This window comes from Pseudomonas spartinae (genome assembly GCF_965197125.1).
Classification (GTDB): Bacteria; Pseudomonadota; Gammaproteobacteria; order Pseudomonadales; family Pseudomonadaceae; genus Aquipseudomonas; species Aquipseudomonas composti_A.
Genome location: NZ_CBDAMB010000001.1, coordinates 750,607 through 773,911, shown reverse-complemented (window position 1 = coordinate 773,911; position 23,305 = coordinate 750,607). Strand labels below are relative to the sequence as shown.

The window sequence follows — 23,305 nt, the reverse complement described above, 5'->3', positions numbered from 1 at the left end:
GCTTAGTCTTTCTTCGCCGGCTCTTCGACCTTGCGTGCCTGGGCGTCGATGGTCTGCCCCTTGGGCTCTTCGACGGCCGGCTTGTCGGCTTCGCCGTTGTCCATCGACTTGCGGAAGCCCTTGATCGCGTCGCCCAGATCCGAGCCCAGGTTCTTCAGGCGCTTGGTGCCGAACAGCATGACCACGATGAGCAGGATGATCAGGAGTTGCCAGATGCTGATGCCGCCGAAACCCATGATGAGTTCTCCGTTGTGAAAGTTATTCGGATTGCGGTCGCGCGGCTTTTTCCGCGTGGCCAGAGAGGCCGAAACGGCGATCCAGTTCATCCAGCACGGCCTGTGGGTGCTGGCCGAGGGCGGCGAGCATGACCAGGCTGTGGAACCACAGATCAGCGGTTTCGTAGATCAGGTCCTTGCAGTCACCGCTGTTGGCGGCGTCCTTGGCGGCGAGGATGGTTTCCACCGATTCCTCACCGACCTTTTCCAGAATCTTGTTCAGGCCCTTGTGATACAGGCTGGCGACATAGGAGCTGTCCGGTGCTGCACCCTTGCGCGCTTCCAGTACCTCGGCCAGACGGCTAAGAGTGTCACTCATGGCTGTGTCCTGCATAGATGGCGTGCGGATCTTTGAGCACGGCGTCGACGGTTTTCCAGCCGCCATTCTCGTATACGCGGTAGAAGCAGCTCTCGCGCCCGGTGTGGCAGGCGATGCCTCCCAGTTGCTCGACCATCAGCACGATGACGTCGGCGTCGCAGTCCAGACGCAGCTCATGCAGCTTCTGCACGTGGCCGGATTCTTCGCCCTTGCGCCACAGCTTGCCACGCGAGCGTGACCAGTAGATGGCGCGCTGTTCGCTGACGGTGAGGGCGAGGGATTCGCGGTTCATCCAGGCCATCATCAGGATGCGGCCGGTCTTGTGATCCTGGGCGATGGCCGGCACCAGGCCGTCTTCGTTCCAGTGGATTTCGTCGAGCCAATCGTTCATCGGTGTTCCAAGTCTGCCGGGGTTGCCGGACTGTCAATTCGCCAAGTGTGCCAGTGCCGTGGCTAGCTGGCTATCGGCGCAGCACCAGATAGAGGCCGCCGCCGACCATTAGCCAGGCGGGCCAGGCGGCGAGCAGCGGCGCCAGTCCCTGAAGGGTGCCGGCGCCAATCAGTGCGGCACCGAGCAGGCGCAGTGGCCAGCGGTCGCTGCTGGGTCGCGGTTCTTCGCTTTGCGATTGCTGCAGGCGCTGCAGCGTGTCGCGGGCGATCTGCGACAGGTGTGGCACCTGTTCGGCCTGTTGCTGCAGGTTGCGCAGCAGGTGCAGGGGGCTGATGCGCTCGCGCATCCAGCGTTCGAGGTAGGGCTGGGCGGTGCTCCACAGGTCCAGGTCCGGATAGAGCTGGCGGCCCAGGCCTTCGATGTTGAGCAGGGTTTTCTGCAGCAGCACCAGCTGGGGCTGCACTTCCATGTTGAAGCGTCGCGCGGTCTGGAACAGGCGCAGCAGCAATTGACCGAAGGAAATGTCCTTTAGCGGCCGCTCGAAGATCGGCTCGCACACGGTGCGGATCGCCGCTTCGAATTCGTTGACCTTGGTTTCTGCCGGCACCCAGCCCGAGTCGATGTGCAGTTGCGCGACCTTGCGGTAGTCGCGTTTGAAGAAGGCCAGCAGATTGCGCGCCAGGTAGTCCTGGTCCTCGTCGGTGAGGCTGCCGACGATGCCGCAGTCGATGGCGATATATTGCGGGCTCCAGGGCGTGCGGGTACTGACGAAGATGTTGCCGGGGTGCATGTCGGCGTGGAAGAAGCTGTCACGGAACACCTGGGTGAAGAAGATCTCCACGCCGCGCTCGGCCAGCAGTTTCATGTCGGTGCGCTGGTCGGCCAGGGTCTCCAGGTCGGTCACCGGAATGCCGTAGATGCGCTCCATCACCAGCACCTGGTGGCGGCACAGGTCCCAGTACACCTGCGGCACGTAGAGCAGCGGCGAGCCGTCGAAATTGCGCCGCAGCTGGCTGGCGTTGGCCGCCTCGCGCAGCAGGTCGAGCTCGTCGTAGATGGTCTTCTCGTAATCGCTGACCACTTCCACCGGATGCAGGCGGCGGGCATCAGCGGAGGCTTTCTCGGCGATGCGCGCGATCAGGAACAGCCAGGCCAGATCCTGGCGAATGACCGGTTTGAGGCCAGGCCGCACCACCTTGACCACCACTTCCTCGCCGGTCTTGAGCTGCGCCGCATGCACCTGGGCCACCGAGGCCGAGGCCAGCGGCTGGCTGTCGAAGCGGGCGAACAGCTCGCTTACCGGGGCGCCAAGCTGACGCTCGATCAGGGCGATGGCCTGATCCTCGGGGAACGGCGGGACGCGGTCCTGCAGGTGCGCCAGCTCGTCGGCGATGTCCGGCGGCATCAGGTCGCGGCGGGTGGACAGCAACTGACCGAACTTGATGAAGATCGGCCCGAGGTCTTCGAGCGCCAGGCGCAGGCGCGCACCGCGCGACAGCTCCAGCGGCTTGCGCGGTAGCCAGCGCCAGGGCAGCAGGTAGGACAGCGCGCGCAGCCAGAACGGCAGCGGCAGCTCGAACAGCATTTCGTCCAGTTGGTAGCGGATGACTACGCGCTGGATGCGCAGCAGACGGCGAACGGCAAGCAGCTTCATGCGTCGGACTTATTGGCAGAAGTGAGGCGCTCGATGCGTGCTTCCAGGCGGTCGAGGGCGAGTTTCAGTTGGTCCAGCTCGGCGAAGCGCACATCGGCTTCGCGCTGGCCTACCAGGGTGCGTGACTCTTCGGCCAGGTAGTCGGCCAGGTCCTGCTTGAGGCTGGCAGCGCCATTGGTCGCCAGGTTGACCCGGCTACGCAAATGGCTGGCGAACAGCGTGGTGGCCAGCGGGCCGAGCCAGCGGGATATTTCGTACTCCCAGTCCAGCTCCAGATCCTGGAGGATGCCGGCCAACTGCAGCAGCACGGCGCTGTCGCCGTCGAGGGAAATTTCCGGGCGGTGCAGTACAGCGGTCTTGTCGCGGCTCAGGGCTAGGCGCGCCAAGCTGGCGGCGGGGGCGGTGAGGGTACAGTCGGCAGGGGCGTGCCACTGCGATGCCAGTTGCAGGCCAGCGCCGCTGGGCAGGATGAACAGCTCCAGCACCGGGCTCTGGCAATGCACGGCAATTACCTTGCCGCTGAGCGCCTGCAGGCGCGGCAAGGCCGTGCCATCGAGGCGCAGAACACGATTGAGGCCGGCTTCGACGCTGGCCAGCAAGCCGGTTATCAGCATCAGGGCTTGATGCCGCGGTGCAGGGCGACGATACCGCCGGTCATGTTGTGGTAGGTGACGCGCTCGAAGCCGGCGTCGACCATCATCGCCTTGAGGGTTTCCTGATCCGGGTGCATGCGGATCGACTCGGCCAGGTAGCGATAGCTTTCCGAGTCATTGGTGATCAGTTTGCCGGCCAGCGGCATGAAACTGAACGAATAGGTGTCGTAGACCTTGGCCAGCAGCGGGTTGCCGGGCTTGGAGAATTCCAGCACCAGCAGACGGCCACCGGGCTTGAGCACGCGCAGCATGGAGCGCAGGGCGTCTTCCTTGTGGGTGACGTTGCGCAGGCCGAAGGCGATGGTGACCACGTCGAAGTGGTTGTCGGGGAACGGCAGCTTCTCGGCATCGGCCTGAACGAACTGCACGTTGCCGGCCACGCCCTTGTCCAGCAGGCGGTCACGGCCGACCTTGAGCATGGAGTCGTTGATGTCGGCCAGTACCACCTGGCCGGTGGGGCCGACGATGCTGGCGAACTTGCGGGTCAGGTCACCGGTGCCGCCGGCGATATCGAGCACGCGGTTACCCGGGCGTACGCCGGACAGCTCGATGGTGAAGCGCTTCCACAGACGATGCAGGCCGCCGGACAGTACGTCGTTCATCAGGTCGTACTTGGCCGCCACCGAATGGAAGACTTCGGCTACCTTTTCCGCCTTCTGGCTTTCCGGTACATCCTGGAAACCGAAGTGAGTGGTGGGTTCCTGCTCCTGGGCCTTGCGTGGATCGCTCATGTCGCTCTCACCGGGTAGAAAACCGCCCCATTCTAAAGGTGCAGGCAGTCTTTGTCTTGCTCGGGTGCCCGGCCGTGCGGTGGGCTGATAGAGTGATGTGACCTCATGCCGCAGCCATGCGGCGCGCTGCCAGTTCAAGGAGTTGTCATGTCCCGTATTCGTGTCGAACGATCCCATTCCCTCGGCCGCGAAGCCGCCCGCGAAAAGGCCGAGCGCCTGGCCGAACGCCTGGCCAGCGAGTACGACGTGCGCTATCGCTGGAATGGCGACACCCTGGAATTCAAGCGCAGCGGTGCCGATGGCAGCATCGCGGTCGGTGACGATACCGTGCGCGTCGAACTCAAGCTCGGGCTGCTGCTGTCGCCGATGGGCGGCATGATTCAGCGCGAGATCGAGCAGGTGCTGGACAAATCCCTGGTCTGAACAGGCCGCCTTAAGCTTCAAGTCAGTACGTAGGGCGGATGGAACGGTGACGCGTGATCCTTCCGACCCGCTGCAGCTGCTCCTAGTATGCGATTTCTAATTTTTCTCCTTAGGGTGTACCCAAGCCTGCAATCCGTGGGCGTTTCCGCTAACTGTCAAAGCGCGTGAGGTGCACCATGTCGAAAGTCGCCGTGAAGAAAAAAGTAGAAACCGTGGTCGAAGACAAAGCCGGTCTGTTCGACGACGTGAAGGGCTATGCCCGCAAGATCTACCTCGCTGGCCTGGGCGCCTACGCCAAGGCGGGTGTCGAGGGGGCCGAATACTTCAAGGAGCTGGTCAAGGCCGGCGAAGGCGTCGAGAGCAAAGGCAAGAAGCTGGTCGACGAGCAGGTAGATGCTGCCAACAGCCAGATCGAATCGGTCAAGCAGTCGGTCAACAGCAACGTCACCAGCGTTAAAGGCAGGGTCGAAGTTCAACTCGACAAGATCGAGAAGGCTTTCGATACTCGTGTGGCTTCCGCTCTGAACCGTATCGGCATTCCGTCCAAGCAGGATGTTGAAGCACTCTCTGCTAAGCTGGATGAGCTGAGCGCGTTGCTCAAGCATGTCGCGCGTACCAAATAAGGAGATCAGGATGGCTGTTAAGAAGAAAACCGAGAAACAGACCAGCTCCTGGATCGGCGAGGTCGAGAAATACTCGCGCCAGATCTGGTTGGCAGGCTTGGGCGCTTACTCCAAGGTCAGCAAGGACGGCACCAAGCTGTTCGATACGCTGGTCAAGGATGGCGAGAAAGCCGAGAAGTTGGCCAAGAGCGAAGTCGACAAGCAGGTCGATGCGGTGAAAACCGGCGTCGGTTCCAAAGTCGGTTCGGCCCGCTCCAAGGTCGATGAAGTGCGGGGCAAGGCGATCGGCAAATGGGGTGAGCTGGAAGAGGCTTTCGACAAGCGTCTGAACAATGCCATCTCGCGTCTGGGTGTCCCCAGCCGCAACGAGGTCAAGGCATTGAACGACAAGGTCGACAGCCTGACCAAGCAGTTGGAGAAGATCACTGGCGTATCCGCCAAGTCGGTCGCCAAGCCTGCTGCTGCCAAAGCTGCGCCGAAACCCGCTGCCAAGGCGGCCGCCAAGCCAGCTGCGAAAGCCGCTGCCAAACCGGCGGCCAAGCCAGTAGCCAAAGCAGCAGCCAAACCGGCCGCTACCAAAGCTGCGGCGAAGCCTGCGGCGGCGGCCAAGCCGGCAGCTAAACCAGCGGCGAAACCAGCAGCCAAGGCGGCCGCGAAACCCGCTGCCAAACCTGCCACCGCCGCCAAACCGGCAGCCGCCAAACCTGCGGCCAAGCCGGCAGCTGCGAAGAAGCCGGCCGCGAAGAAACCTGCTGCGGCCAAGGCAGCAGCGCCGAAAGCGGCTACTCCGGCTCCGGCGGCGCCTGCAGCTGCTACCCCGGCCGCAGCTCCGGCTGCCACGCCTGCAGCGCCAGCCACTTCGTCCTGAGTTTCTCGGTAATGGACAACGCCCGGCCTAGTGCCGGGCGTTTTCATTTCAGGTCGTCGGGCACGCGATGCCTAGCAACGGCGGAGCAGTGTCAGGCTTCCAGATAACGCTGCGCCAGTTGCTCGACGGTGCCGCGTGACGGTTGGTTCAGGTGCGGTGCCACCAGCATCATGATCTGGTACACCACCAGGCGCACTTCGCCTTCCCGGTCGAGAATGCGTTGGTAGTCGAGGGAGAACAGCAGGGTCAGGGTGATCTGCTCGACCAGTTGGCCGAGCGCTTGAGTGCCACTGTTCAACTGTCCGGCGGCCATGAGGCGGGCGAGCAAGGCCGCCAGGGTGCGCTTGAGGGCGTTCAGCCAGTGGCGAACGCCGCGCGCCAGTTTCGGCAGGCGCCCGGTCAGGTTGGACATGTCCTGGAAGAGAAAGCGGTACTGCGACAGGCGCTCGACGATCAGGTGCAGGAACAACCAATAGTCCTCGACGTCCAGCTGGGCTTCCGCAGGTGGATCGAGCAGCGGCGCCATCTCGCTCTGGAAGCGCTCGAACAGCTCCAATACCAGCGGCTCCTTGCCGTGGAAGTGGTAGTAGAGATTGCCGGGGCTGATATCCAGCTCGTTGGCGATCTCCAGGGTGGAAACGTTGGGTTCGCCCTGCTCGTTGAACAACTGCAGGGCGGTTTGCAGAATACGTTCGCGGGTTTTCATCCTTGGCTTCTTGTTCGGCTGGGCGCGAAGACCTGACGATAACCGGCCGCTACGCTGCCGGCCATCGCTTTCAGCGGATGTGCACGTAGGTGCCCGGCGCTGCTTCCATGGGCGGATGGTTCTGGTTGCCCAGAGCCATCAGGGTTTCGCGTTGCTCGCCGGAACGGGCCTGGATCCACTCCAGCCACTGCGGCCACCAGCTACCCTGCTGGTGTTGGGCGTCGTGGTACCAGGCGCGTGGGTCGGAGGTGAGCTTGGCGTTCTCGTAGTAGTTGGCCTTGGGGTTGCCTGGCGGGTTGAGGATGCTCTGGATATGGCCGCTGTTGGACAGGATGAAGCGGCGGTTGCCGCCAAGCAGCAGGGTCGAGCGATAGACCGCATCCCAGGGTGTGATGTGATCGTTGATGCCAGCCACGCTGAAACTGTCGACGGTGACCTTGGCCAGGTCCACCGGCGTGCCGCAGACTTCAAGGCCGCCAGTGCGGCTGAGCGGGTTGTGCTTGAAGAAGTCGATCAGGTCGCCGTGCAGGGCGGCGGGCAGGCGGGTGTTGTCGTTGTTCCAGTAGAGAATGTCGAACGCCGGTGGTTGCTTGCCGAGCAGGTAGTTGTTGACCCAGTAGTTCCAGATCAGGTCGTTGGGGCGCATCCAGGCGAATACCCTGGCCATGTCGCGACCATCCAGCACGCCTTGCTGGTAGGAGCGGCGCTTGGCCGATTCCAGGGTTTCCTCGTCGGCAAAAAGCATGGCCGGGCTGTCGATCTGGCTGTCGAGCAGGCTGACCATGTAGGTGGCGCTGGCGATCTTGCGCAACTGTCGGCGCGCCTGCAGGTGACCTTGCAGGGCGGCGATGGTCAGGCCGCCGGCACAGGCGCCGAGCAGGTTGACATCCTTGCTGCCGGTGATGGCCCGACAGGCGTCGACGGCCTCCTCGACGGCCTGCACGTAGCTCGACAGGCCCCATTCGCGATGCCGTGGGTCGGGGTTGCGCCAGCTGATCATAAAGGTCTGCAGGTCGTTCTTCAGCGCGTACTGGACGAAGCTCTTGTCGTTGGACAGATCGAATATGTAGTACTTGTTGATCTGCGGCGGCACGATCAGCAGCGGACGCAGGTACTGTTTTTCGCTCATCGGCTTGTACTGGATCAGCTCCAGCAGCTCATTGCGAAACACCACCGCGCCCGGGGTGCAGGCCAGATTGCGGCCGACCTCGAAGGCATGCTTGGTGACCTGGCTGGGCAGCCCGTCGTTGTGCAGCAGGTCGTCGAGCAGATGGCGCAGACCCTTGAAGGCGCTGCTGCCACCGGTATTGAACAGTTCCTTGAGCGCCTGCGGGTTGAGCGGGCTGTTGGAGGGCGACAGGGCGTCACTCATCAGCGAGGCGAGAAAGCGCGCGCGGGCGCGGTCATCGGTTGACAGGTCGCTGTCATCGATCCACGCCGCCAACTGCTTCTGCCAGGCCAGATAGGCCTGCAGGCTGCGTCGGTAAAAGGGGTTGAGGTGCCAGGTCGGGTCGGCGAAACGAGGGTCCTGCAGGTTGACCTTGTGCAGGGTGTCGCCGAGCAGTACCCGGCCGAGCTGGCCGCCGAAAGCCAGCAGGTGGCGTCCGCTGCGCACGGGGTTCTTCAGGCCCTGGGCGGCCAGCAGGCGCATGGTCGATAGCAGGTCGCGACCGCGAACGCCGACTACGGCGCTCTGGGCATTCATGAAACTGGCAGGTGCCGGCAGTGAAGCCGGAGTCGATTTGTCTCGCATGGTGTAACACTCCATCGTCAAACCGCCTGGCAAGCCGTTGAAAACGACCTGCAAGAGACTTTCATGGCGCGGACTGCCTGACGCGCACCTTGTGCTTGTGCACGATGTGCAGCAAGCCCTGTACCAGACGCGCGGGAGATCCGTCCCAGAGCGCTGGCTGGAAAATCGAAGGGGCCGATACCGGCCCCTTCTTCGAGCATGCCCTACATTGCGCACTAAGCTGGTGCGGGTCAACAAGCCGCTAGAAAACTACCTTGGCTTTGGCTTCCTGCGTCGCTCTACCTCCTGCATCCATGCAGTCGTCGCCTAGGTATTCGAACGGTTTGCTAGTGCTGGCGCACAGGAGTTGGCTGCGGGTGCATCACCGCGCGGTGCCGCTCCTCTTCGAGAAACTTCATGATGATCGGGGCCACCGCCTCGGCGCGGGTCACCAGGAACAGGTGGCCGTCGTCGATCACGTGCAGTTCGGCGTTGGGAATGCGCCAGGCCAGCAGGCGCATGTTGATCAGCGGGATCAGCGGGTCGTCGTCGCCCGCCATCACCAGCGTCGGTTGGCGGATCTTGTGCAGCCAGTGGATGCTGGTCCAGCCGAGGCCGGCGAACAGTTGCCAGTAGTAGCCCATCTTGCCGCCCGAGCGCACCTTGCTGGCATGCGCCATGGCCAGCTTGGGGTCACGGCGGAAGGCGCCGCCGTAGATGTCCGGGGCGATGCGTACGCCATAGGACGGCTGCACATAACGCCGCGGGCTCGCCATGCGCCAAAGCACCTTGGGCTTGCCTGGCACCATCACCGCGCCAGCCGAGGTGGCGGCGAGGATCAGCTTCTTGCAGCGTTCGGGGTAGTCATGGGCGAACTGCTGCGCCAGGGCGCCGCCCCAGGACACGCCGATGGCATTGACCTGACCGTAGTCGAGGTAGTCCAGCATGCGTGCCGCGAGCTTGGCCAGGCCGGGGAAGCGATAGGGCATTGCCGGGGTCGAGGAGCCGCCGACACCGGGGACATCGAAGGCAATGATTTCCAGCTCCGGGTCGAGGGCGGCGACGAAGGGCATCACCAGTTCCAGGTTGGCGCCGATGCCGTTGAAGATCAGCAGTGGCACCAGTTGGCTGTTGCCCGGCCGCACCGCGGTGCGGATGGTCTGCCCATCGAGGTCGATGGTGCGGAATACGAATGGTTGCGGCATGGGCGCAGCCCCTGTGGAGTTGAGCGCTGGAGAGGGCCATCCGGGCCGCCTCCAGGGTTACCAGGATCTACCTGGTTCGCCGCGCCGGTTGGCCCGTCGAGGCGTGCGGCACTTCCCGGTGCCGCTGCGGTTGAGGCTGACGATCAGCGTTCATGTACGTAGGTGCCCGGGGCGGCCTCGCCGGCCGGGAATTTCTTGTTGCCCACTGTGCTGGATGCATTCTTGGTCTTGCCCGAACGTTCGGTCAGCCAGGCCTGCCAGTACAGCCACCAGGAGTCGGCGTGCTTGGTCGAACTCTCCTGCCACGCCTTCGGGTCCAGTGGCATTTCGCTGTTGGTCATGTAGCGCGCCTTGGGGTTACCCGGCGGGTTGAGGATGCTCTGGATATGGCCGCTGTTGGACAGCACGAACTCGCACTTGCCACCGAACAGGTGGGCCGACTTGTAGCAGGAGTCCCAGGGGGTGATGTGGTCGGTGGTGCCGGCGACGACGAAGAAGTCGCAGGTGACCTGCTTCAGGTCGATCGGTGTGCCACAGACCTCCAGAGCGCCCGGACGGGTCAGCGGGTTGGTCTGGAACATATCGATGAACTCGCCGTGCAGCGCGGCCGGCAGGCGCGTGGTGTCGTTGTTCCAGTAGAGGATGTCGAACACCGGCGGCTCGTTACCAAGCAGATAGTTGTTGACCCAGTAGTTCCAGATCAGGTCGTTGGGGCGCATCCAGGCGAACACCTTGGCCATGTCGCTGCCTTCCAGCACGCCGGCCTGGTAGGAGCGGCGCTTGGCTGCTTCCAGGGTCTTCTCGTCGGCGAACAGCGCGACCTGGGTGTCGAGCTGAGTGTCGAGCACGCTGACCAGCAGGGTCAGGGCGTTGACCTTCGGCTGGCCGAGGGCCGCATAGTGGCCGAGCAGCGACGCGGTGGTCAGGCCGCCAGAGCAGGCGCCGAGCATGTTGATGTCCTTGCTGCCGGTGATGGCGCAGATGACCTCGATGGCTTCCTTGAGCGCCTCGATATAGGTGGACAGGCCCCATTCGCGCTGCGCCTTGGTCGGGTTGCGCCAGCTGACCACGAAGGTCTGCACCTGGCTGCGCAGGAGGAAGCGCGCCAGGCTCTTGTCCGGCGACAGGTCGAAAATATAGAACTTGTTGATCTGCGGCGGCACCACCAGCAGTGGGCGCTCATGCACGCTTTCGGTGATTGGCCTGTACTGGATCAGCTCCAGCACGTCGTTGCGAAATACCACCGCGCCCTCGGTGATGGCCAGGCTCTTGCCGACTTCGAAGGCCTCCATGTTGACCTGGCTGGGCATGCCGCCGTTGTGCACCATGTCCTTGGCCAGATGCGAGAGGCCGTCCAGCAGGCTTTTGCCGCCGGTCTCGAAGAAGCGCTTGACCGCTGCCGGGTTGGCCATGCTGTTGCTGGGGGCCATGGCTTCGGTCATCAGGTTGATCACGAAGTGGCCGCGGCTGGCGTCCTGTTCGGACAGCGAGCTGTGTTCGATCCAGTCGTGCAGCTCCTTGCGCCAGGCCAGGTAGGTCTGCAGATAGCGGCGATACAGCGGGTTCTGGCTCCAGGCCGGGTCGGCGAAGCGGCGGTCGCCGTCTTCGGGCTTGAGTGCGGACTGGCCGAGCACGACATTCTTCAGTTCGAGGCCGAAATGGGCGACGTGTTTGGCGCTATGGAAGGGTTGCTTGAGTGCTTGGGTGAGCACCATGCGGGCAGAGGTCAGAAGATCCTTGCCGCGGATGCCGATCACCGGGTTGAGTCCCAGTGTGTTTTCCGAGGCCTGGCGTTTCAGGTCTTCGTTATTCTTGTCACTCATCTACGACGCTCCATTGTCCTGAGACGAATACCGGCCTGCGAGGGCGCGCGGCGACACGGGGCCTGGTACTGCTCGGGTTACCGGGGGCGGATCGAGTCCGCATCTTTCGTTGCACCTGGCACAGCCAAATGCAGGGAACCTGCCAGTTCCTTGGTTACCCGAGTTTTTGCAGTTAAGCAAGCGAGTCAGTGGGGCAGGAGTATGCCGCGATAGATTAGAAAACGCGCTCTAACTGTCGCTAACGTGACTCTATGTAATGGGCGCGAGGGCTCTGCTGCAGGGCTTTTGCAGCGGCTCAGAGCATCAGGCGCACGACTGACTCGTTGGGGTCGCGGGTTTTTCCGGCGGCGCTCAGTTGGGCCAGGTAGTCGGCCCACAGCGCATCCTGGCGTGTGGCCAGTTCGAAGAGATAGTCCCAGGTGAACAGGCCACTGTCGTGGCCATCGTCGAAGCACAGTTTCAGTGCATAGTTGCCAGCCGGTTCGATTTTCTCGAGGCCGACATTGAGCTTGCCGGTCTGCAGTATCGGCGTGCCGTGCCCCTGTACTTCGGCCGAAGGCGAGTGCACGCGCAGGAACTCGGCGCTGAGCGAGTAGCTCTGCTCGCCGTACCGCAGCTCCAGGGTTTTTGACGCCTTGTGCAGTTTGATTGCGCTGGGAATGGGCATGGCTGATTTCCGTGATCTAGTTAGGCGCTACGCCCAGGTGAGTGATTGCCGCGGTCTGTAGGAGCGGATCTATCCGCGAATTTCGCGGCTGAAGCGGAATGCCGCCCAGCCGCTCCTACAGAATGATGCCGGCCACTGGCGGCAAGATCGTGCTCCTGGATTTACAGGATGTAGCGCGACAGATCTTCGTCCTGAGCCAGCTCGCCGAGGTGGCCGTTGACGTAGGCGGCGTCGATGCGAATGGCCTGACCATCGTGTTGCGCGGCCAGGTCGCCGGCGCTGAAGGATACCTCTTCCAGCAGGCGTTCGAGCAGGGTGTGCAGGCGGCGCGCGCCAATGTTTTCGGTCTTCTCGTTGACCTGCCAGGCGATCTCCGCCAGTCGCTTGATGCCGTCTTCGGCGAACTCGATGTCCAGCCCCTCGGTCTTGAGTAGCGCGCTGTATTGCTCGGTCAGTGACGCATGCGGCTCGCTGAGGATGCGCTCGAAGTCCTCCGGGCTCAGCGCCTTGAGCTCGACGCGAATCGGTAGACGGCCCTGCAGTTCCGGCACCAGGTCGCTGGGCTTGGACAGGTGGAAGGCGCCCGAGGCGATGAACAGGATATGGTCGGTCTTGACCATGCCCAGTTTGGTGTTGACCGTGCAGCCCTCGATCAGCGGCAGCAGGTCGCGCTGTACGCCCTCACGGGAGACGTCGGCGCCGCCGGTGTTGCCGCGCTTGGCCACCTTGTCGATCTCGTCGATGAAGACGATACCGTGCTGTTCGACAGCTTCCAGCGCGCGCGCCTTGAGCTCTTCCTCGTTGACCAGGCGAGCAGCTTCCTCGTCGCGCACCAGCTTCAGGGCGTCGGCGACCTTGAGCTTGCGGCTCTTCTTCTTGCCCTTGCCCATGCTGGAGAACAGGTTCTGCAGCTGGTTGGTCATTTCCTCCATGCCCGGCGGGGTCATGATCTCGACACCCATGGGCGATTCGGCCACTTCGATGTCGATCTCCTTGTCGTCCAGTTGTCCCTCGCGCAGGCGCTTGCGGAACAGCTGTCGGGTGTTGGAGTCCTCGTTGCGCGGCGGCTCGTCGCCGAAGCCCTGGCGTGCCGGCGGCAGCAGGGCGTCGAGGATGCGTTCCTCGGCGGCGTCTTCGGCGCGGTGGCGGACCTTGATGATTTCCTGCTCGCGCAGCATCTTCACGGCGGCATCGGCCAGGTCGCGGATGATCGACTCGACGTCGCGGCCGACATAGCCGACCTCGGTGAATTTGGTCGCTTCGACCTTGAGGAATGGCGCGTTGGCCAGCTTGGCCAGGCGCCGGGCAATTTCGGTCTTGCCGACGCCGGTCGGGCCGATCATCAGGATGTTCTTCGGCGTCACTTCCTGGCGCAGTTCGGCCGGCAGCTGCATGCGCCGCCAGCGATTGCGCAGGGCAATGGCGACGGCGCGCTTGGCGTCGTCCTGGCCGATGATGTGGCGGTTGAGTTCGTGAACGATCTCGCGGGGCGTCATGGACATGGAATTTGGCTCGCTATCGGAAAACTGTAAGAACCTGCTCTGCCGTATCGGGAACAGGTTCTGAGGCAGTGGACGCTACTCGGCAGCGTCCAGTTCCTCGATGGTCTGGTGATGATTGGTGAAGACGCAGATGTCGCCGGCGATACCGAGTGCAGTCTGCGCTACCTCGAGGGCGGACAGATCCGTCTTCATCAGCAGGGCGCGCGCCGCGGCCTGGGCGAAGTTGCCGCCGGAGCCCATGGCGATCAAGCCTTCCTCGGGTTCGACCACGTCACCGTTGCCGGTGATGATCAGCGAGGCGTCCTTGTTGGCCACGGCCAGCATGGCTTCCAGGCGGCTCAGACTGCGGTCGGTACGCCAGTCCTTGGCCAGTTCGACAGCGGCGCGCACCAAGTGGCCCTGGTGTTTTTCCAGTTGGCCTTCGAAGCGCTCGAACAGGGTGAAGGCATCGGCGGTGGCACCGGCGAAGCCGGCCAGCACCTGGCCGTGGTAGAGGCGACGCACCTTCTTGGCGTTGCCCTTCATGACGGTGTTGCCGAGGGATACCTGGCCGTCGCCTGCCATCACGACCTTGCCGTGGCGGCGCACTGAAACGATGGTGGTCAAGGGTGAATCTCCACGCTGCGGGGCGAATTGCCCGGATGGAGAATCAGATGGGGTGCCCGCCTCCGCTTTTCAACCGGCGACGGGCTTAACAGGCTTTTGAAAAACTACCTGCGTTGTCTGGCCGTCGTTAAAAACAGCCTCACAATCGAAGATTGAACGCGCTTTGGCGCGGCCCCGTAGGGGTGAGCGAAGCGAATCAAATGCTCATTTACAACGCGTAAAGTCGAGCGCGACTCCGAGCGTTTTTCGGCTGTTTTTTCCCCGGCCAGTCTGCCTCGCCTACGTTTTTCAACGGCCTGTCGGACGATCAGCGGACTTGGCGCTGCTGTAACAGCAGGTTGCTGTAACCATTGCCGGCGAGGGTTTTCTGCGCTGCTGCCAGCTGTTCGCGGCTGGCAAACGGGCCGACCAGGACGCGGTGCCAGGTTTCCTCGCGCACCTTGCCGGTTTCCACACGTACGTTCTGCCCCAGCAGGATGATCTGCGCTCGCACGGTGTCGGCATCGTCGCGCTTGCGGAACGAGCCGGCCTGGAGGAAGAACTGCGTGGTGACCGGCGCGCTGGCCAGCACCGGTGGTGCGGGCGGCGGCACCTGGCCGTTGAGTGCGGCTTCGGCGCGAGCGGTGTCGATTTTCGCAGCTTCCTCCGGGGTAACCGGCTTTGGCTCGGGCGCAGGTGGAGGCGTTTCTTCCAGCGCCTGCGGCAGGATCACTTCCGACTCCGGCAGCAGGGTGTAGAAGTCGTACTTGGGCCTGGCGGGTTCCGGCTTGGTCGGTTTGGGTTCCGGTTTGGTGCTGCGCACCTGCTCGCCCTTGTCGCGCTTGATCTCGTCACGACCCGGTTCGAGGCTGAACAGGAACATGAAGAAACCGCCGACCACCAGACCGCAGGCCAGCCAGATCCAGCCCGGTACGGGCTTCTTCGCCGGGGCTTGATAGCGACTGGCGCCGCGTTTCGGTGCCGGTTTCTTGCGCGCTGCCATTTACATCCGCTCCAGGGTTTCCAGGCCGAGCAGTTCCAGGCCCTGCTTGAGGGTGCGGCCGGTGAGGGCGGCCAGGCGCAGGCGGCTGTTGCGAGTCACCTCGTCGGAGGCCGTAAGGATCGGGCAGTTCTCGTAGAAGCTGGAGAACAGGCCGGCGATGTCGTACAGGTAGCTGCACAGCATGTGCGGCGTGCCCTTCTCGGCGACGTTGCCGAGCAGCTCGTTGAACTGCGCCAGCTTGGCGGCCAGGGCCTGCTCCTGATCGGCGACCAGGCTGATCTGTCCGCCGATCTCGTCGACGCCCTTGCCCAGCTTGCGGAATATGCTGGCGACACGGGTGTAGGCGTACAGCAGGTAGGGCGCGGTGTTGCCCTCGAAACTCAGCATCAGGTCGAAGTTGAAGCTGTAGTCGCTGGCGCGATGCTTGGAGAGATCCGCGTACTTCACCGAGGCGATGCCGACCACGCGGGCAATCTGGCGCAGTTCGTCTTCAGCCAGATCCGGGTTCTTGTCCTTGACCAGGGTGTAGGCGCGCTGTTCGGCTTCGTCGAGCAGTTGCACCAGCTTCACGGTGCCGCCGTCGCGGGTCTTGAACGGGCGGCCATCAGGGCCGTTCATGGTGCCGAAGCCCATGTGTTCCATGTCCATGCTGGCGGGGACGAAGCCGGCCAGGCGCGCACAGGCGAAGACCATCTGGAAGTGCAGGGCCTGGCGCTGGTCGACGAAGTACAGCACGCGGTCGGCCTTGAGCGTGCCGGCGCGGTAACGGGTGGCGGCCAGGTCGGTGGTGGCGTACAGGTAGCCGCCACCAGCCTTCTGCACGATCAGCGGCAGCGGGTTGCCTTCGCTGTTTTTGAATTCGTCCATGAATACGCACTGGGCGCCGTTGTCCTCGGTCAGCAGGCCCTTGGCGGCGAGATCGGCGACCACCTTGGGCAAATCGTCGTTATAGGCGCTCTCGCCCTTGACGTCGGCCATCCCCAGTTTGACGCCGAGGCGGTCGTACAGCGCCTGGCAATGGCTCAGCGAGATGTCGTTGAAACGGTGCCACAGGCGCAGGCACTCGGCATCGCCGGCCTGCAGTTGCACTACCAGCTGGCGGGCGCGGTCGGCGAACTCGGGCGACTCGTCGAAGCGCTTCTTGGCGGCGCGGTAGAAACCTTCCAGGTCAGCCAGCTCGCTCTCGGCAGCCGCCGGGTTTTCCTGCATGTAGGCCAGCAGCATGCCGAACTGGGTGCCCCAGTCGCCGACGTGGTTCTGGCGGATGACCGTGTCACCGAGAAACTCCAGTACACGGGCCACGCCATCGCCAATGATGGTCGAGCGCAGGTGGCCGACGTGCATCTCCTTGGCCAGGTTGGGGGCCGACAGGTCGACCACCACGCGCTGCGCCGGGCCGCTCTTGCGCACGCTGAGCTTGGCGTCGGCCAGTGCGGCTTCCAGGCTCTGGGCCAGGGCATCGCTGTTCTGGAAGAAGTTGAGAAAGCCGGGGCCGGCGATTTCCACCTTGGTGACCTGCTCGTCGGCCGGCAGTGCTTTGATCAGCTTCTCGGCCAGGTCACGCGGCTTCATGCCGGCCGGTTTGGCCAGCATCAGGGCGATGTTGCTGGCGAAGTCGCCGTGGCTCTTGTCCTTGGTGTTCTCCACCTGGATGGCCGGTGTCAGCCCGGCAGGCAGCACGCCTTCGGCGGTGAGGCGGTCGAGGGCTTGCTGGATCAGGTGGCGAATGCTGTCTTTCATGTTCGGCTCGGGTTGCCTTGGGGCTTTGGTCGAAAACTGCGCATTATAAAAGCAGCAGCGAGCGGCAGGCCATAACTTGTGGGCTGTGCTGTGCGCGGCAGTCGCTGCGCATGGGCACCCTACCCTAGAACAGGTCGATTGGGTCGACGTCCAGTGACCAGCGCACTGCGCGGCCGCTGGGCATTTGCTCGAGTGCATGCAGCCAGCGGTTGAGCAGGCGGTGCAGTGGCGCACGGGCATTGCCCTGCACCAGCAGTTGCGCACGGAAGCGGCCGGCGCGGCGTTCCATCGGTGCCGGAACCGGGCCAAGCAGTTCGATGCCGGAGAGATTCAGTTCACCGAGCAGGTGTTCGGCCTCGCTGCAGGCTTCATCGAGGAAGCCCTCCGCCTGCCCTGGCTTGTGCGCTTCGGCGCGCAACAGGGCCAGGTGACAGAACGGCGGCAGGCCGGCACTGCGGCGTTCGCTTAGCGCCTGTTCGGCGAAGGCGAAGTAGCCTTGCTCGGTCAGTTGCACCAGCAGCGGATGGTCGGCCAGGTGACTCTGGATGATCACTTTGCCCGGCTCCTCGGCGCGGCCGGCGCGGCCAGCGACCTGCACGATCAGCTGCGCCATGCGCTCGCTGGCGCGAAAGTCCGCGGAGAACAGGCCGCCGTCGGCGTCGAGAATCGACACCAGGGTCACCCGCGGAAAATGGTGACCCTTGGCGAGCATCTGGGTGCCGACCAGGATGCAGGGTTCGCCCTTGTTGATGGTGGCGAACAGGCGATCCATCGCGCCCTTGCGCGAGGTGCTGTCGCGGTCGATGCGCAGTACCGGGTAATCGGGGAACAGCACCGCCAGGCGCTCTTCCGCGCGCTCGGTGCCTGCGCCGACCGGGCGCAGGTCGACGTGCTGGCATTTCGGGCAGTTGCTCGGTTGCTTCTCCACATGCCCGCAGTGGTGGCAGCGCAGTTCCTGGTAGCGCTGGTGCACGGTCATCCGGGCATCGCAACGCGGACACTCGGACAGCCAGCCGCAGTCGTGGCAGAGCAGGGTCGGGGCGAAGCCACGGCGGTTGAGGAATACCAGCACCTGCTGGCCGGCCGCCAGGGTCTGGGCGATGGCCTGCTGCATCGGCCCGGAGATGCCCGAGTCCAGCGGTCGGCTCTTTACGTCGAGGCGCAGGAAGCGTGGCTGGCTGGCGCCGCCGGCGCGCTGGGTCAGCTTGAGCAGTGCATAGCGGCCGCTGTGGGCGTTGTGCAGGCTTTCCAGCGAGGGGGTGGCCGAGCCGAGTACGATGGGCACATCTTCCTGGCGGGCGCGCACCAGCGCCAGGTCGCGGGCGTGGTAGCGCAGACCCTCCTGCTGTTTATAGGAGGCGTCGTGCTCTTCGTCGACGATGATCAGCCCCGGGTTCTTCATCGGCGTGAACAGCGCCGAGCGGGTGCCGATGATGATGTCGGCTTCGCCATCGCGCGCGGCCAGCCAGGCGTCCAGGCGCTCGCGATCATTGACCGCCGAGTGCAGCAGAGCGATGCGCGCGTTGAAGCGACGGGCGAAGCGGTCGAAGGTCTGCGGGCCGAGGTTGATCTCGGGGATCAGCACCAGGGCCTGCTTGCCAGCCTCCAGGCACTGATGGATCAGCTGCAGGTAGACCTCGGTCTTGCCGCTGCCGGTGACGCCCGCCAACAAAAACGCATTGAACTGATCCCAGCCCGAGGCCACGGCGTTGACGGCGGCGCGTTGTTCGGCGTTGAGCGGCAGCTCCGGTTGCGCCAGCCAGTGCGCGGGCTTGGCGTGAGGTTGGGTGCGGCGCACCTCGACCCGTACCAGCCCCTTCTCATGCAGCAATTGCAGGCTGTCGCGATTGAGTTGCAGCTGGCTGAGCAGGCTGTGGGCGACACCGTGCGGATGTTGCGCCAGCGCCTTGAGCGCGTCGCGTTGGCGGGGGGCACGGGCCAGCCGTGGGTCTTCGACGCTGGCGCCTGTGTTGGCCAGCCAGTAACGCTCCTGGCGGGTCTCGGCCGGTTCACCCTGGCGCAGCAACACCGGCAAGGCCCAGCTCAAGGTGTCGCCGAGGCTGTGCTGGTAGTACTGCGCCGTCCACAGGCACAGCTTGAACAGCGGCGCTGGCAGCGGCGAGCGGGCGTCGAGCAGCTCCAGTGCGGGTTTGAGCTTGTCGAGAGGCACTTCGCTCTGGCTATCGACCTCCACCAGCACGCCGATCATCTCGCGCCGGCCGAAGGGCACGCGCAGGCGTGCGCCTGGCTGCAAGGCGCTGCGCGACACGCCGGCAGGCGGCAGATAGTCGAACAGGCGGCGCAGCGGCGAGGGCAGGGCGAGGCGCAGGATCAGGTTGGGCAAGCCAGGAGCTCCTTTGACAGGCCGGCGATCTTAGCACGCGACGACCGGCGCCTTGCGCAGCTTGCATCGACTCGCGCGTCTGGTAAGATGCGCGGCCTATTTCTGTGCGGTGCCTGACATTGGTCGGGTGGCGGCACGACTACCCTGAGGAAAGCACGATGAAAGCCGATATCCATCCGAACTACGTCGAAATCGACGCTACCTGCTCCTGCGGTAACGTGATCAAGACCCGCTCCACCCTGGGCAAGAACCTGAGCCTCGACGTTTGCTCCGAGTGCCACCCGTTCTACACCGGTAAGCAGAAAGTGCTGGACACCGGCGGCCGTATCGATCGCTTCAAGCAGCGCTTCGGCGTATTCGGCGCCAAGTAAGCGGCCGAACGATAACGGAATCTGGCATGCGCCACTCCGTGATACTGAAAAAGGCGTCCCTGGTGGGCGCCTTTTTCGTTTCTCTACTGTGCGTCGATCTGGCTCAGGCCTTCTGTCCGCAGCGCGCCGACCTTACTCAGGTCGCCGTGCGCCATGTGGTCGATGGCGACACCGTGCGCCTGACCGACGGGCGCAGCATTCGTCTGATCGGCATCAACGCCCCTGAACTGGGCCGCAAGGGCCGCAGTGATGAGCCCTATGCCGTGCAGGCCAAGCGCCGCCTGCAGGCGCTGGTGGATGCCAGCGATGGCCGCGTAGGCCTTCTCTATGGCGCGCAGCGCAAGGATCGTTACGGACGCACCCTGGCCCATCTCTATGACCGCCAGGGGCATAATCTCGAAGCGCAACTGCTAAGTGAAGGCCTTGGTTTCATGGTGGCAGTGTCGCCCAATGCGGCACTGGTGACCTGCCAGGCGCAAGCCGAGCGTCAGGCGCGCAGCAAGCGACTTGGCGTGTGGCGTGACGGGCAGGTGAAGACGGCTGGCCAACTGCGCGGCGGTGGCTTCGCCTTGCTCGGCGGCCGGGTCATCGCTGTGCAGCGCAATCGTGGCGGTCTCTGGCTCGACCTCGATGGCGGTCGGGTGTTGCGCGTGGCGCCAGAGCTGCTCGATGAGTTCGACCTGCGCGCCTTGCAGGCGCTCAAGGGGCGACGGGTGGAGGCGCGAGGCTGGGTCATCGATCGGCAGAGTCGCGGTGGCTTGAAATCCGGGCAGGCGCGCTGGATGCTGCCGCTTACCCATTCGGCGATGCTGGAGGTGTTGCCATGATTCGTGCATTGACGCTGTGCTTGTTCTGCAGCTGGTTGGCCGGTTGTGCGGTCAATCCCGCCACCGGGCGTACCGATTTCGTGATGATGAGCGAGCGCCAGGAGCTGGATCTCGGCGCGCGCTACAACCAGGAAATCCTCAAGCAATATCCGCGCTACGAAGACGCCAAGCTGCAGGCCTATATCCAGCGCGTTGGTGAGCGTGTGGCGCGCAGCAGCCATCGCAATCAGCTCAACTACGTCTTCACCTTGGTCGACAGTCCTGACGTCAACGCCTTCGCACTGCCGGGGGGCTACATCTATATCCATCGCGGCCTGCTCGCCTATCTCAACTCCGAGGCGGAGCTGGCCGCCGTGCTGGGGCACGAGGTGGGCCACGTGACGGCGCGTCACAGCGTGCGCCAGCAGAGTCAGTCCACGGCCTGGGGGCTGCTTGGCCAGGCCGCAGCCATCGGCACGGGCGTCGGTGCAGTAGGCGATCTGACCAGTGTCATGGGCAACGCCTTCGTGCGCGGTTATGGACGTGACATGGAACTGGAGGCGGACGGTCTGGGCGCGCAGTATCTGGCACGCAGTGGCTATGACCCGCAAGCGATGATAGAGGTGGTCAAGGTGCTCAAGGGCCAGGAGGACTTCGCCCGCGCGCAGGCGGCCAAGCGCGGAGAAGCACCGGCTGCCGGTGGTTATCACGGCTTGTTCGACACCCATCCGGACAATGATCGCCGCCTGCAGCAGGTGATCGGCCCGGCGAGTGCGCTGGTAGGTGGCAATCAGGAGGTCGGGCGCGACAACTTTCTGCAGATGCTCGACGGTCTGGTGTTCGGCGATTCGGCCGCCAGCGGTATTCGCCGTGGGCGCAATTTCTATCATGGCGAACTGGACTTCGCTCTGACCTACCCGCAGGGCTGGCAACTGGTCAATCGCCCGGATGTGCTGATTGGCCATACCGCGGATGAGCAGGCCTTCATCGCCATGACCCTGGAGGCGGTGGACAAGCGACTTTCGCCGGCCGAATTTCTGCGCAAGCGCGTCGGTAATCAGCGTCTGGTGGCGGGCGAGGAGCTGAAGGTGGGTGCGCTGCAAGGCTATACGGCGATCCTGCAGGGGCAGGCGGCGCGCCGCGTTGCGGTGATCTATCGCGGCGACAATGCGTACCTGTTCGTGGCGGCGGTCAAGGGGCGCGCTTCGCTGGAAACCGAGGATAAACACTTTCTCGATGTCATCCGTAGTTACCGGCCGCTGACGGCAGCCGAGCGCAAGCTGGCCGAGCCGGTGCGTCTGCATGTGGTGCGGGCCAAGGCGGGCCAGCGCTTCTCCACTCTGGCCAAGGATTCGCCGCTACCGGTTGATGGCGAAGCGCAGCTCAGGTTGCTCAATGGGTTGTATCCGAGTGGTGAGCCGCGCCCTGGCGAGTGGCTGAAAACGCTGCGCTAGTGTGGTGCTTCAATCGCGACCGAACGGTCTTGTGCAGGTGTATACAACTTGCGTATCCTCGGCCGCTGCCCGTTCAACAGCCAACAAAAGCGGAAATGCCACTATGTCAGATCTAAAAACTGCCGCTCTCGAATATCACGCTCAGCCCCGTCCCGGTAAGCTGAGTGTCGAGTTGACCAAAGCCACCGCTACTGCCCGCGACCTGTCGCTGGCCTACAGCCCAGGTGTCGCCGAGCCGGTACGCGAAATCGCTCGCGATGCCGAGCTGGCCTACCGTTACACCGGTAAAGGCAACCTGGTCGCCGTGATTTCCGACGGTACTGCCATCCTCGGTCTGGGTAACCTCGGCCCGCTGGCTTCCAAGCCGGTAATGGAAGGCAAAGGCGTGCTGTTCAAGCGTTTCGCCGGTATCGACGTGTTCGATATCGAAGTCGATGCGGAAAGCCCGCAGGCCTTCATCGACACCGTAAAGCGCATCTCCATCACCTTCGGCGGCATCAACTTGGAAGATATCAAGGCCCCCGAGTGCTTCGAGATCGAGCGCGCGCTGATCGAACAGTGCGACATCCCGGTGTTCCACGATGACCAGCACGGCACCGCCATCGTGACCGCTGCCGGTATGCTCAACGCGCTGGAAATCGCCGGCAAGAAGCTCGAAGAGGCGAAGATCGTCTGCCTGGGCGCCGGTGCTGCAGCCATCTCCTGCATGAAACTGCTGGTGAGCATGGGTGCCAAGGTCGAGAACATCTTCATGATCGATCGCAAGGGCGTGATCCATGCCGGTCGTGACGACCTCAATCAGTACAAGGCCGTGTTCGCCACCGAGACCGACAAGCGCACGCTGTCCGACGCGCTCGAAGGTGCTGACGTGTTCGTCGGCCTGTCCGGTGCCAACCTGCTGAGCGCGGAAGACCTCAAGCGCATGGCGGCCAACCCGATCGTCTTCGCCTGCTCCAACCCGGATCCGGAAATCAAGCCGGAGCTGGCGCACGAGACCCGCAACGACGTGATCATGGCCACCGGTCGTTCCGACTACCCGAACCAGGTCAACAACGTGCTGGGCTTCCCCTTCATCTTCCGCGGTGCTCTGGACGTTCGCGCCACTCGCATCAACGAAGAGATGAAGATCGCTGCCGCGCTGGCGCTGCGTGACCTGGCCAAGCTGCCAGTACCGCAGGACGTGTGCGACGCCTACGGCGGCATTGCGCTGTCGTTCGGTCGTGAGTACATCATTCCGAAGCCGATGGATCAGCGCCTGATCACCGTGGTTTGCGATGCCGTGGCCAAGGCTGCCATCGAGTCCGGTGTGGCTACTCTGCCGTATCCGAAGCACTATCCGCTGACGTCGGTGGATGAGGTATTCAACGGCTAAGCCGATTGGATGCACAAACAAAAAACCCGCCTAGGCGGGTTTTTTGTTGTCTGCTGTT

23 protein-coding genes are annotated in these 23,305 nt (G+C 63.8%); 7 read left to right on the top strand and 16 right to left on the bottom strand.

The features are described 5' to 3' along the window. Nucleotides 1-2 precede the first annotated feature (2 nt). The 6 genes from tatA to ubiE all read right to left on the bottom strand — a co-directional run bounded on the left by tatA (nt 3) and on the right by ubiE (nt 4,023). A complete protein-coding gene (gene tatA, locus ACN8M7_RS03545) occupies nt 3-236 on the bottom strand; it encodes a twin-arginine translocase TatA/TatE family subunit (protein ID WP_024306614.1) in 234 nt (77 codons plus the stop codon). Between the two features lie 22 nt (nt 237-258). Beyond that, entirely contained in the window at nt 259-594 is a 336-nt protein-coding gene (locus ACN8M7_RS03540) for a phosphoribosyl-ATP diphosphatase (protein WP_061238456.1), read from the bottom strand. After that, the gene (hisI, locus tag ACN8M7_RS03535) at nt 587-985 is read right to left on the bottom strand and encodes a phosphoribosyl-AMP cyclohydrolase (RefSeq protein WP_037049899.1); all 399 of its coding nucleotides are present in this window, start codon (nt 983-985) and stop codon (nt 587-589) included. Before hisI ends, ACN8M7_RS03540 begins: the two co-directional genes overlap by 8 nt. 70 nt (nt 986-1,055) lie before the next feature. Further along, complete coding sequence (gene ubiB / locus ACN8M7_RS03530; RefSeq protein ID WP_490259787.1) at nt 1,056-2,639, bottom strand: ubiquinone biosynthesis regulatory protein kinase UbiB; 1,584 nt, start codon at nt 2,637-2,639, stop codon at nt 1,056-1,058. Then, complete coding sequence (locus tag ACN8M7_RS03525) at nt 2,636-3,253, bottom strand: ubiquinone biosynthesis accessory factor UbiJ (protein WP_490259786.1); 618 nt, start codon at nt 3,251-3,253, stop codon at nt 2,636-2,638. Before ACN8M7_RS03525 ends, ubiB begins: the two co-directional genes overlap by 4 nt. Beyond that, nucleotides 3,253-4,023: a bifunctional demethylmenaquinone methyltransferase/2-methoxy-6-polyprenyl-1,4-benzoquinol methylase UbiE gene (gene ubiE, locus ACN8M7_RS03520; protein ID WP_061238452.1), complete on the bottom strand. Its 771-nt coding sequence runs from the start codon at nt 4,021-4,023 to the stop codon at nt 3,253-3,255. Before ubiE ends, ACN8M7_RS03525 begins: the two co-directional genes overlap by 1 nt. 147 nt (nt 4,024-4,170) lie before the next feature. Here ubiE and ACN8M7_RS03515 point away from each other — a divergent pair, with 147 nt between their 5' ends. The 3 genes from ACN8M7_RS03515 (at nt 4,171) to ACN8M7_RS03505 (ending at nt 5,937) form a co-directional block, all read left to right on the top strand. Beyond that, the gene (locus ACN8M7_RS03515) at nt 4,171-4,446 is read left to right on the top strand and encodes a polyhydroxyalkanoic acid system family protein (RefSeq protein WP_490259785.1); all 276 of its coding nucleotides are present in this window, start codon (nt 4,171-4,173) and stop codon (nt 4,444-4,446) included. Between the two features lie 176 nt (nt 4,447-4,622). Beyond that, nucleotides 4,623-5,069 (top strand): phasin family protein, encoded by a 447-nt coding sequence (locus tag ACN8M7_RS03510; protein ID WP_490259784.1) that lies wholly within the window; start codon nt 4,623-4,625, stop codon nt 5,067-5,069. A 10-nt stretch (nt 5,070-5,079) separates the two neighbouring features. Next, complete coding sequence (locus ACN8M7_RS03505) at nt 5,080-5,937, top strand: phasin family protein (protein ID WP_490259783.1); 858 nt, start codon at nt 5,080-5,082, stop codon at nt 5,935-5,937. Nucleotides 5,938-6,028: 91 nt separating this feature from the next. Here ACN8M7_RS03505 and ACN8M7_RS03500 read toward each other — a convergent pair whose 3' ends face one another. From ACN8M7_RS03500 to ACN8M7_RS03455, 10 genes are all read right to left on the bottom strand, one after another. Further along, complete coding sequence (locus ACN8M7_RS03500) at nt 6,029-6,643, bottom strand: TetR/AcrR family transcriptional regulator (RefSeq protein ID WP_490259782.1); 615 nt, start codon at nt 6,641-6,643, stop codon at nt 6,029-6,031. A 70-nt stretch (nt 6,644-6,713) separates the two neighbouring features. Beyond that, the gene (gene phaC / locus ACN8M7_RS03495) at nt 6,714-8,396 is read right to left on the bottom strand and encodes a class II poly(R)-hydroxyalkanoic acid synthase (RefSeq protein WP_490259781.1); all 1,683 of its coding nucleotides are present in this window, start codon (nt 8,394-8,396) and stop codon (nt 6,714-6,716) included. A 326-nt stretch (nt 8,397-8,722) separates the two neighbouring features. Next, nucleotides 8,723-9,580 carry a poly(3-hydroxyalkanoate) depolymerase gene (phaZ, locus tag ACN8M7_RS03490; protein WP_061238446.1) on the bottom strand — a complete coding sequence of 286 codons (858 nt, stop codon included), beginning with the start codon at nt 9,578-9,580 and terminating at the stop codon, nt 8,723-8,725. A 143-nt stretch (nt 9,581-9,723) separates the two neighbouring features. Beyond that, nucleotides 9,724-11,403 carry a class II poly(R)-hydroxyalkanoic acid synthase gene (gene phaC, locus ACN8M7_RS03485; RefSeq protein WP_061238445.1) on the bottom strand — a complete coding sequence of 560 codons (1,680 nt, stop codon included), beginning with the start codon at nt 11,401-11,403 and terminating at the stop codon, nt 9,724-9,726. 295 nt (nt 11,404-11,698) lie between these two features. After that, nucleotides 11,699-12,070: a gamma-butyrobetaine hydroxylase family protein gene (locus ACN8M7_RS03480; RefSeq protein WP_490259780.1), complete on the bottom strand. Its 372-nt coding sequence runs from the start codon at nt 12,068-12,070 to the stop codon at nt 11,699-11,701. Nucleotides 12,071-12,231: 161 nt separating this feature from the next. Then, the gene (hslU, locus tag ACN8M7_RS03475) at nt 12,232-13,572 is read right to left on the bottom strand and encodes an ATP-dependent protease ATPase subunit HslU (protein ID WP_061238443.1); all 1,341 of its coding nucleotides are present in this window, start codon (nt 13,570-13,572) and stop codon (nt 12,232-12,234) included. Nucleotides 13,573-13,647: 75 nt separating this feature from the next. Then, nucleotides 13,648-14,178 (bottom strand): ATP-dependent protease subunit HslV, encoded by a 531-nt coding sequence (gene hslV / locus ACN8M7_RS03470; RefSeq protein ID WP_004372920.1) that lies wholly within the window; start codon nt 14,176-14,178, stop codon nt 13,648-13,650. A gap of 307 nt (nt 14,179-14,485) precedes the next feature. Then, nucleotides 14,486-15,160, bottom strand: a complete 675-nt coding sequence (locus ACN8M7_RS03465; RefSeq protein WP_490259779.1) for an SPOR domain-containing protein — start codon at nt 15,158-15,160, stop codon at nt 14,486-14,488. After that, on the bottom strand, nt 15,161-16,900 hold the full coding sequence (gene argS, locus ACN8M7_RS03460) for an arginine--tRNA ligase (protein WP_490259778.1): 1,740 nt from the start codon (nt 16,898-16,900) through the stop codon (nt 15,161-15,163). 124 nt (nt 16,901-17,024) lie between these two features. Then, nucleotides 17,025-19,244: a primosomal protein N' gene (locus ACN8M7_RS03455; RefSeq protein WP_490259777.1), complete on the bottom strand. Its 2,220-nt coding sequence runs from the start codon at nt 19,242-19,244 to the stop codon at nt 17,025-17,027. Between the two features lie 158 nt (nt 19,245-19,402). On the opposite strand from ACN8M7_RS03455, the gene rpmE reads away from it, so the two are divergent. From rpmE to ACN8M7_RS03435, 4 genes are all read left to right on the top strand, one after another. Beyond that, complete coding sequence (gene rpmE / locus ACN8M7_RS03450) at nt 19,403-19,615, top strand: 50S ribosomal protein L31 (protein ID WP_003459015.1); 213 nt, start codon at nt 19,403-19,405, stop codon at nt 19,613-19,615. A gap of 26 nt (nt 19,616-19,641) precedes the next feature. After that, a complete protein-coding gene (locus ACN8M7_RS03445) occupies nt 19,642-20,442 on the top strand; it encodes a thermonuclease family protein (protein WP_490259776.1) in 801 nt (266 codons plus the stop codon). Continuing rightward, nucleotides 20,439-21,875, top strand: coding sequence for a M48 family metalloprotease (locus ACN8M7_RS03440; protein WP_490259775.1), 1,437 nt, complete (start codon nt 20,439-20,441; stop codon nt 21,873-21,875). Before ACN8M7_RS03445 ends, ACN8M7_RS03440 begins: the two co-directional genes overlap by 4 nt. A 103-nt stretch (nt 21,876-21,978) precedes the next feature. Continuing rightward, complete coding sequence (locus tag ACN8M7_RS03435) at nt 21,979-23,247, top strand: malic enzyme-like NAD(P)-binding protein (RefSeq protein WP_061238437.1); 1,269 nt, start codon at nt 21,979-21,981, stop codon at nt 23,245-23,247. Nucleotides 23,248-23,305 lie beyond the last annotated feature (58 nt).

Coding starts and splice junctions, on each gene's coding strand:
- rpmE (WP_003459015.1), top strand. CDS start 19,403: ATGAAAGCCGATATCCATCCGAACTACGTCGAAATCGACGCTACCTGC.
- argS (WP_490259778.1), bottom strand. CDS start 16,900: ATGAAAGACAGCATTCGCCACCTGATCCAGCAAGCCCTCGACCGCCTC.
- ACN8M7_RS03440 (WP_490259775.1), top strand. CDS start 20,439: ATGATTCGTGCATTGACGCTGTGCTTGTTCTGCAGCTGGTTGGCCGGT.
- hslU (WP_061238443.1), bottom strand. CDS start 13,572: ATGTCCATGACGCCCCGCGAGATCGTTCACGAACTCAACCGCCACATC.
- ACN8M7_RS03480 (WP_490259780.1), bottom strand. CDS start 12,070: ATGCCCATTCCCAGCGCAATCAAACTGCACAAGGCGTCAAAAACCCTG.
- ACN8M7_RS03540 (WP_061238456.1), bottom strand. CDS start 594: ATGAGTGACACTCTTAGCCGTCTGGCCGAGGTACTGGAAGCGCGCAAG.
- phaC (WP_490259781.1), bottom strand. CDS start 8,396: ATGCGAGACAAATCGACTCCGGCTTCACTGCCGGCACCTGCCAGTTTC.
- ubiB (WP_490259787.1), bottom strand. CDS start 2,639: ATGAAGCTGCTTGCCGTTCGCCGTCTGCTGCGCATCCAGCGCGTAGTC.
- hisI (WP_037049899.1), bottom strand. CDS start 985: ATGAACGATTGGCTCGACGAAATCCACTGGAACGAAGACGGCCTGGTG.
- phaC (WP_061238445.1), bottom strand. CDS start 11,403: ATGAGTGACAAGAATAACGAAGACCTGAAACGCCAGGCCTCGGAAAAC.
- ACN8M7_RS03445 (WP_490259776.1), top strand. CDS start 19,642: ATGCGCCACTCCGTGATACTGAAAAAGGCGTCCCTGGTGGGCGCCTTT.
- ubiE (WP_061238452.1), bottom strand. CDS start 4,023: ATGAGCGATCCACGCAAGGCCCAGGAGCAGGAACCCACCACTCACTTC.
- ACN8M7_RS03435 (WP_061238437.1), top strand. CDS start 21,979: ATGTCAGATCTAAAAACTGCCGCTCTCGAATATCACGCTCAGCCCCGT.
- ACN8M7_RS03465 (WP_490259779.1), bottom strand. CDS start 15,160: ATGGCAGCGCGCAAGAAACCGGCACCGAAACGCGGCGCCAGTCGCTAT.
- tatA (WP_024306614.1), bottom strand. CDS start 236: ATGGGTTTCGGCGGCATCAGCATCTGGCAACTCCTGATCATCCTGCTC.
- ACN8M7_RS03505 (WP_490259783.1), top strand. CDS start 5,080: ATGGCTGTTAAGAAGAAAACCGAGAAACAGACCAGCTCCTGGATCGGC.
- ACN8M7_RS03510 (WP_490259784.1), top strand. CDS start 4,623: ATGTCGAAAGTCGCCGTGAAGAAAAAAGTAGAAACCGTGGTCGAAGAC.
- ACN8M7_RS03525 (WP_490259786.1), bottom strand. CDS start 3,253: ATGCTGATAACCGGCTTGCTGGCCAGCGTCGAAGCCGGCCTCAATCGT.
- phaZ (WP_061238446.1), bottom strand. CDS start 9,580: ATGCCGCAACCATTCGTATTCCGCACCATCGACCTCGATGGGCAGACC.
- ACN8M7_RS03515 (WP_490259785.1), top strand. CDS start 4,171: ATGTCCCGTATTCGTGTCGAACGATCCCATTCCCTCGGCCGCGAAGCC.
- ACN8M7_RS03500 (WP_490259782.1), bottom strand. CDS start 6,643: ATGAAAACCCGCGAACGTATTCTGCAAACCGCCCTGCAGTTGTTCAAC.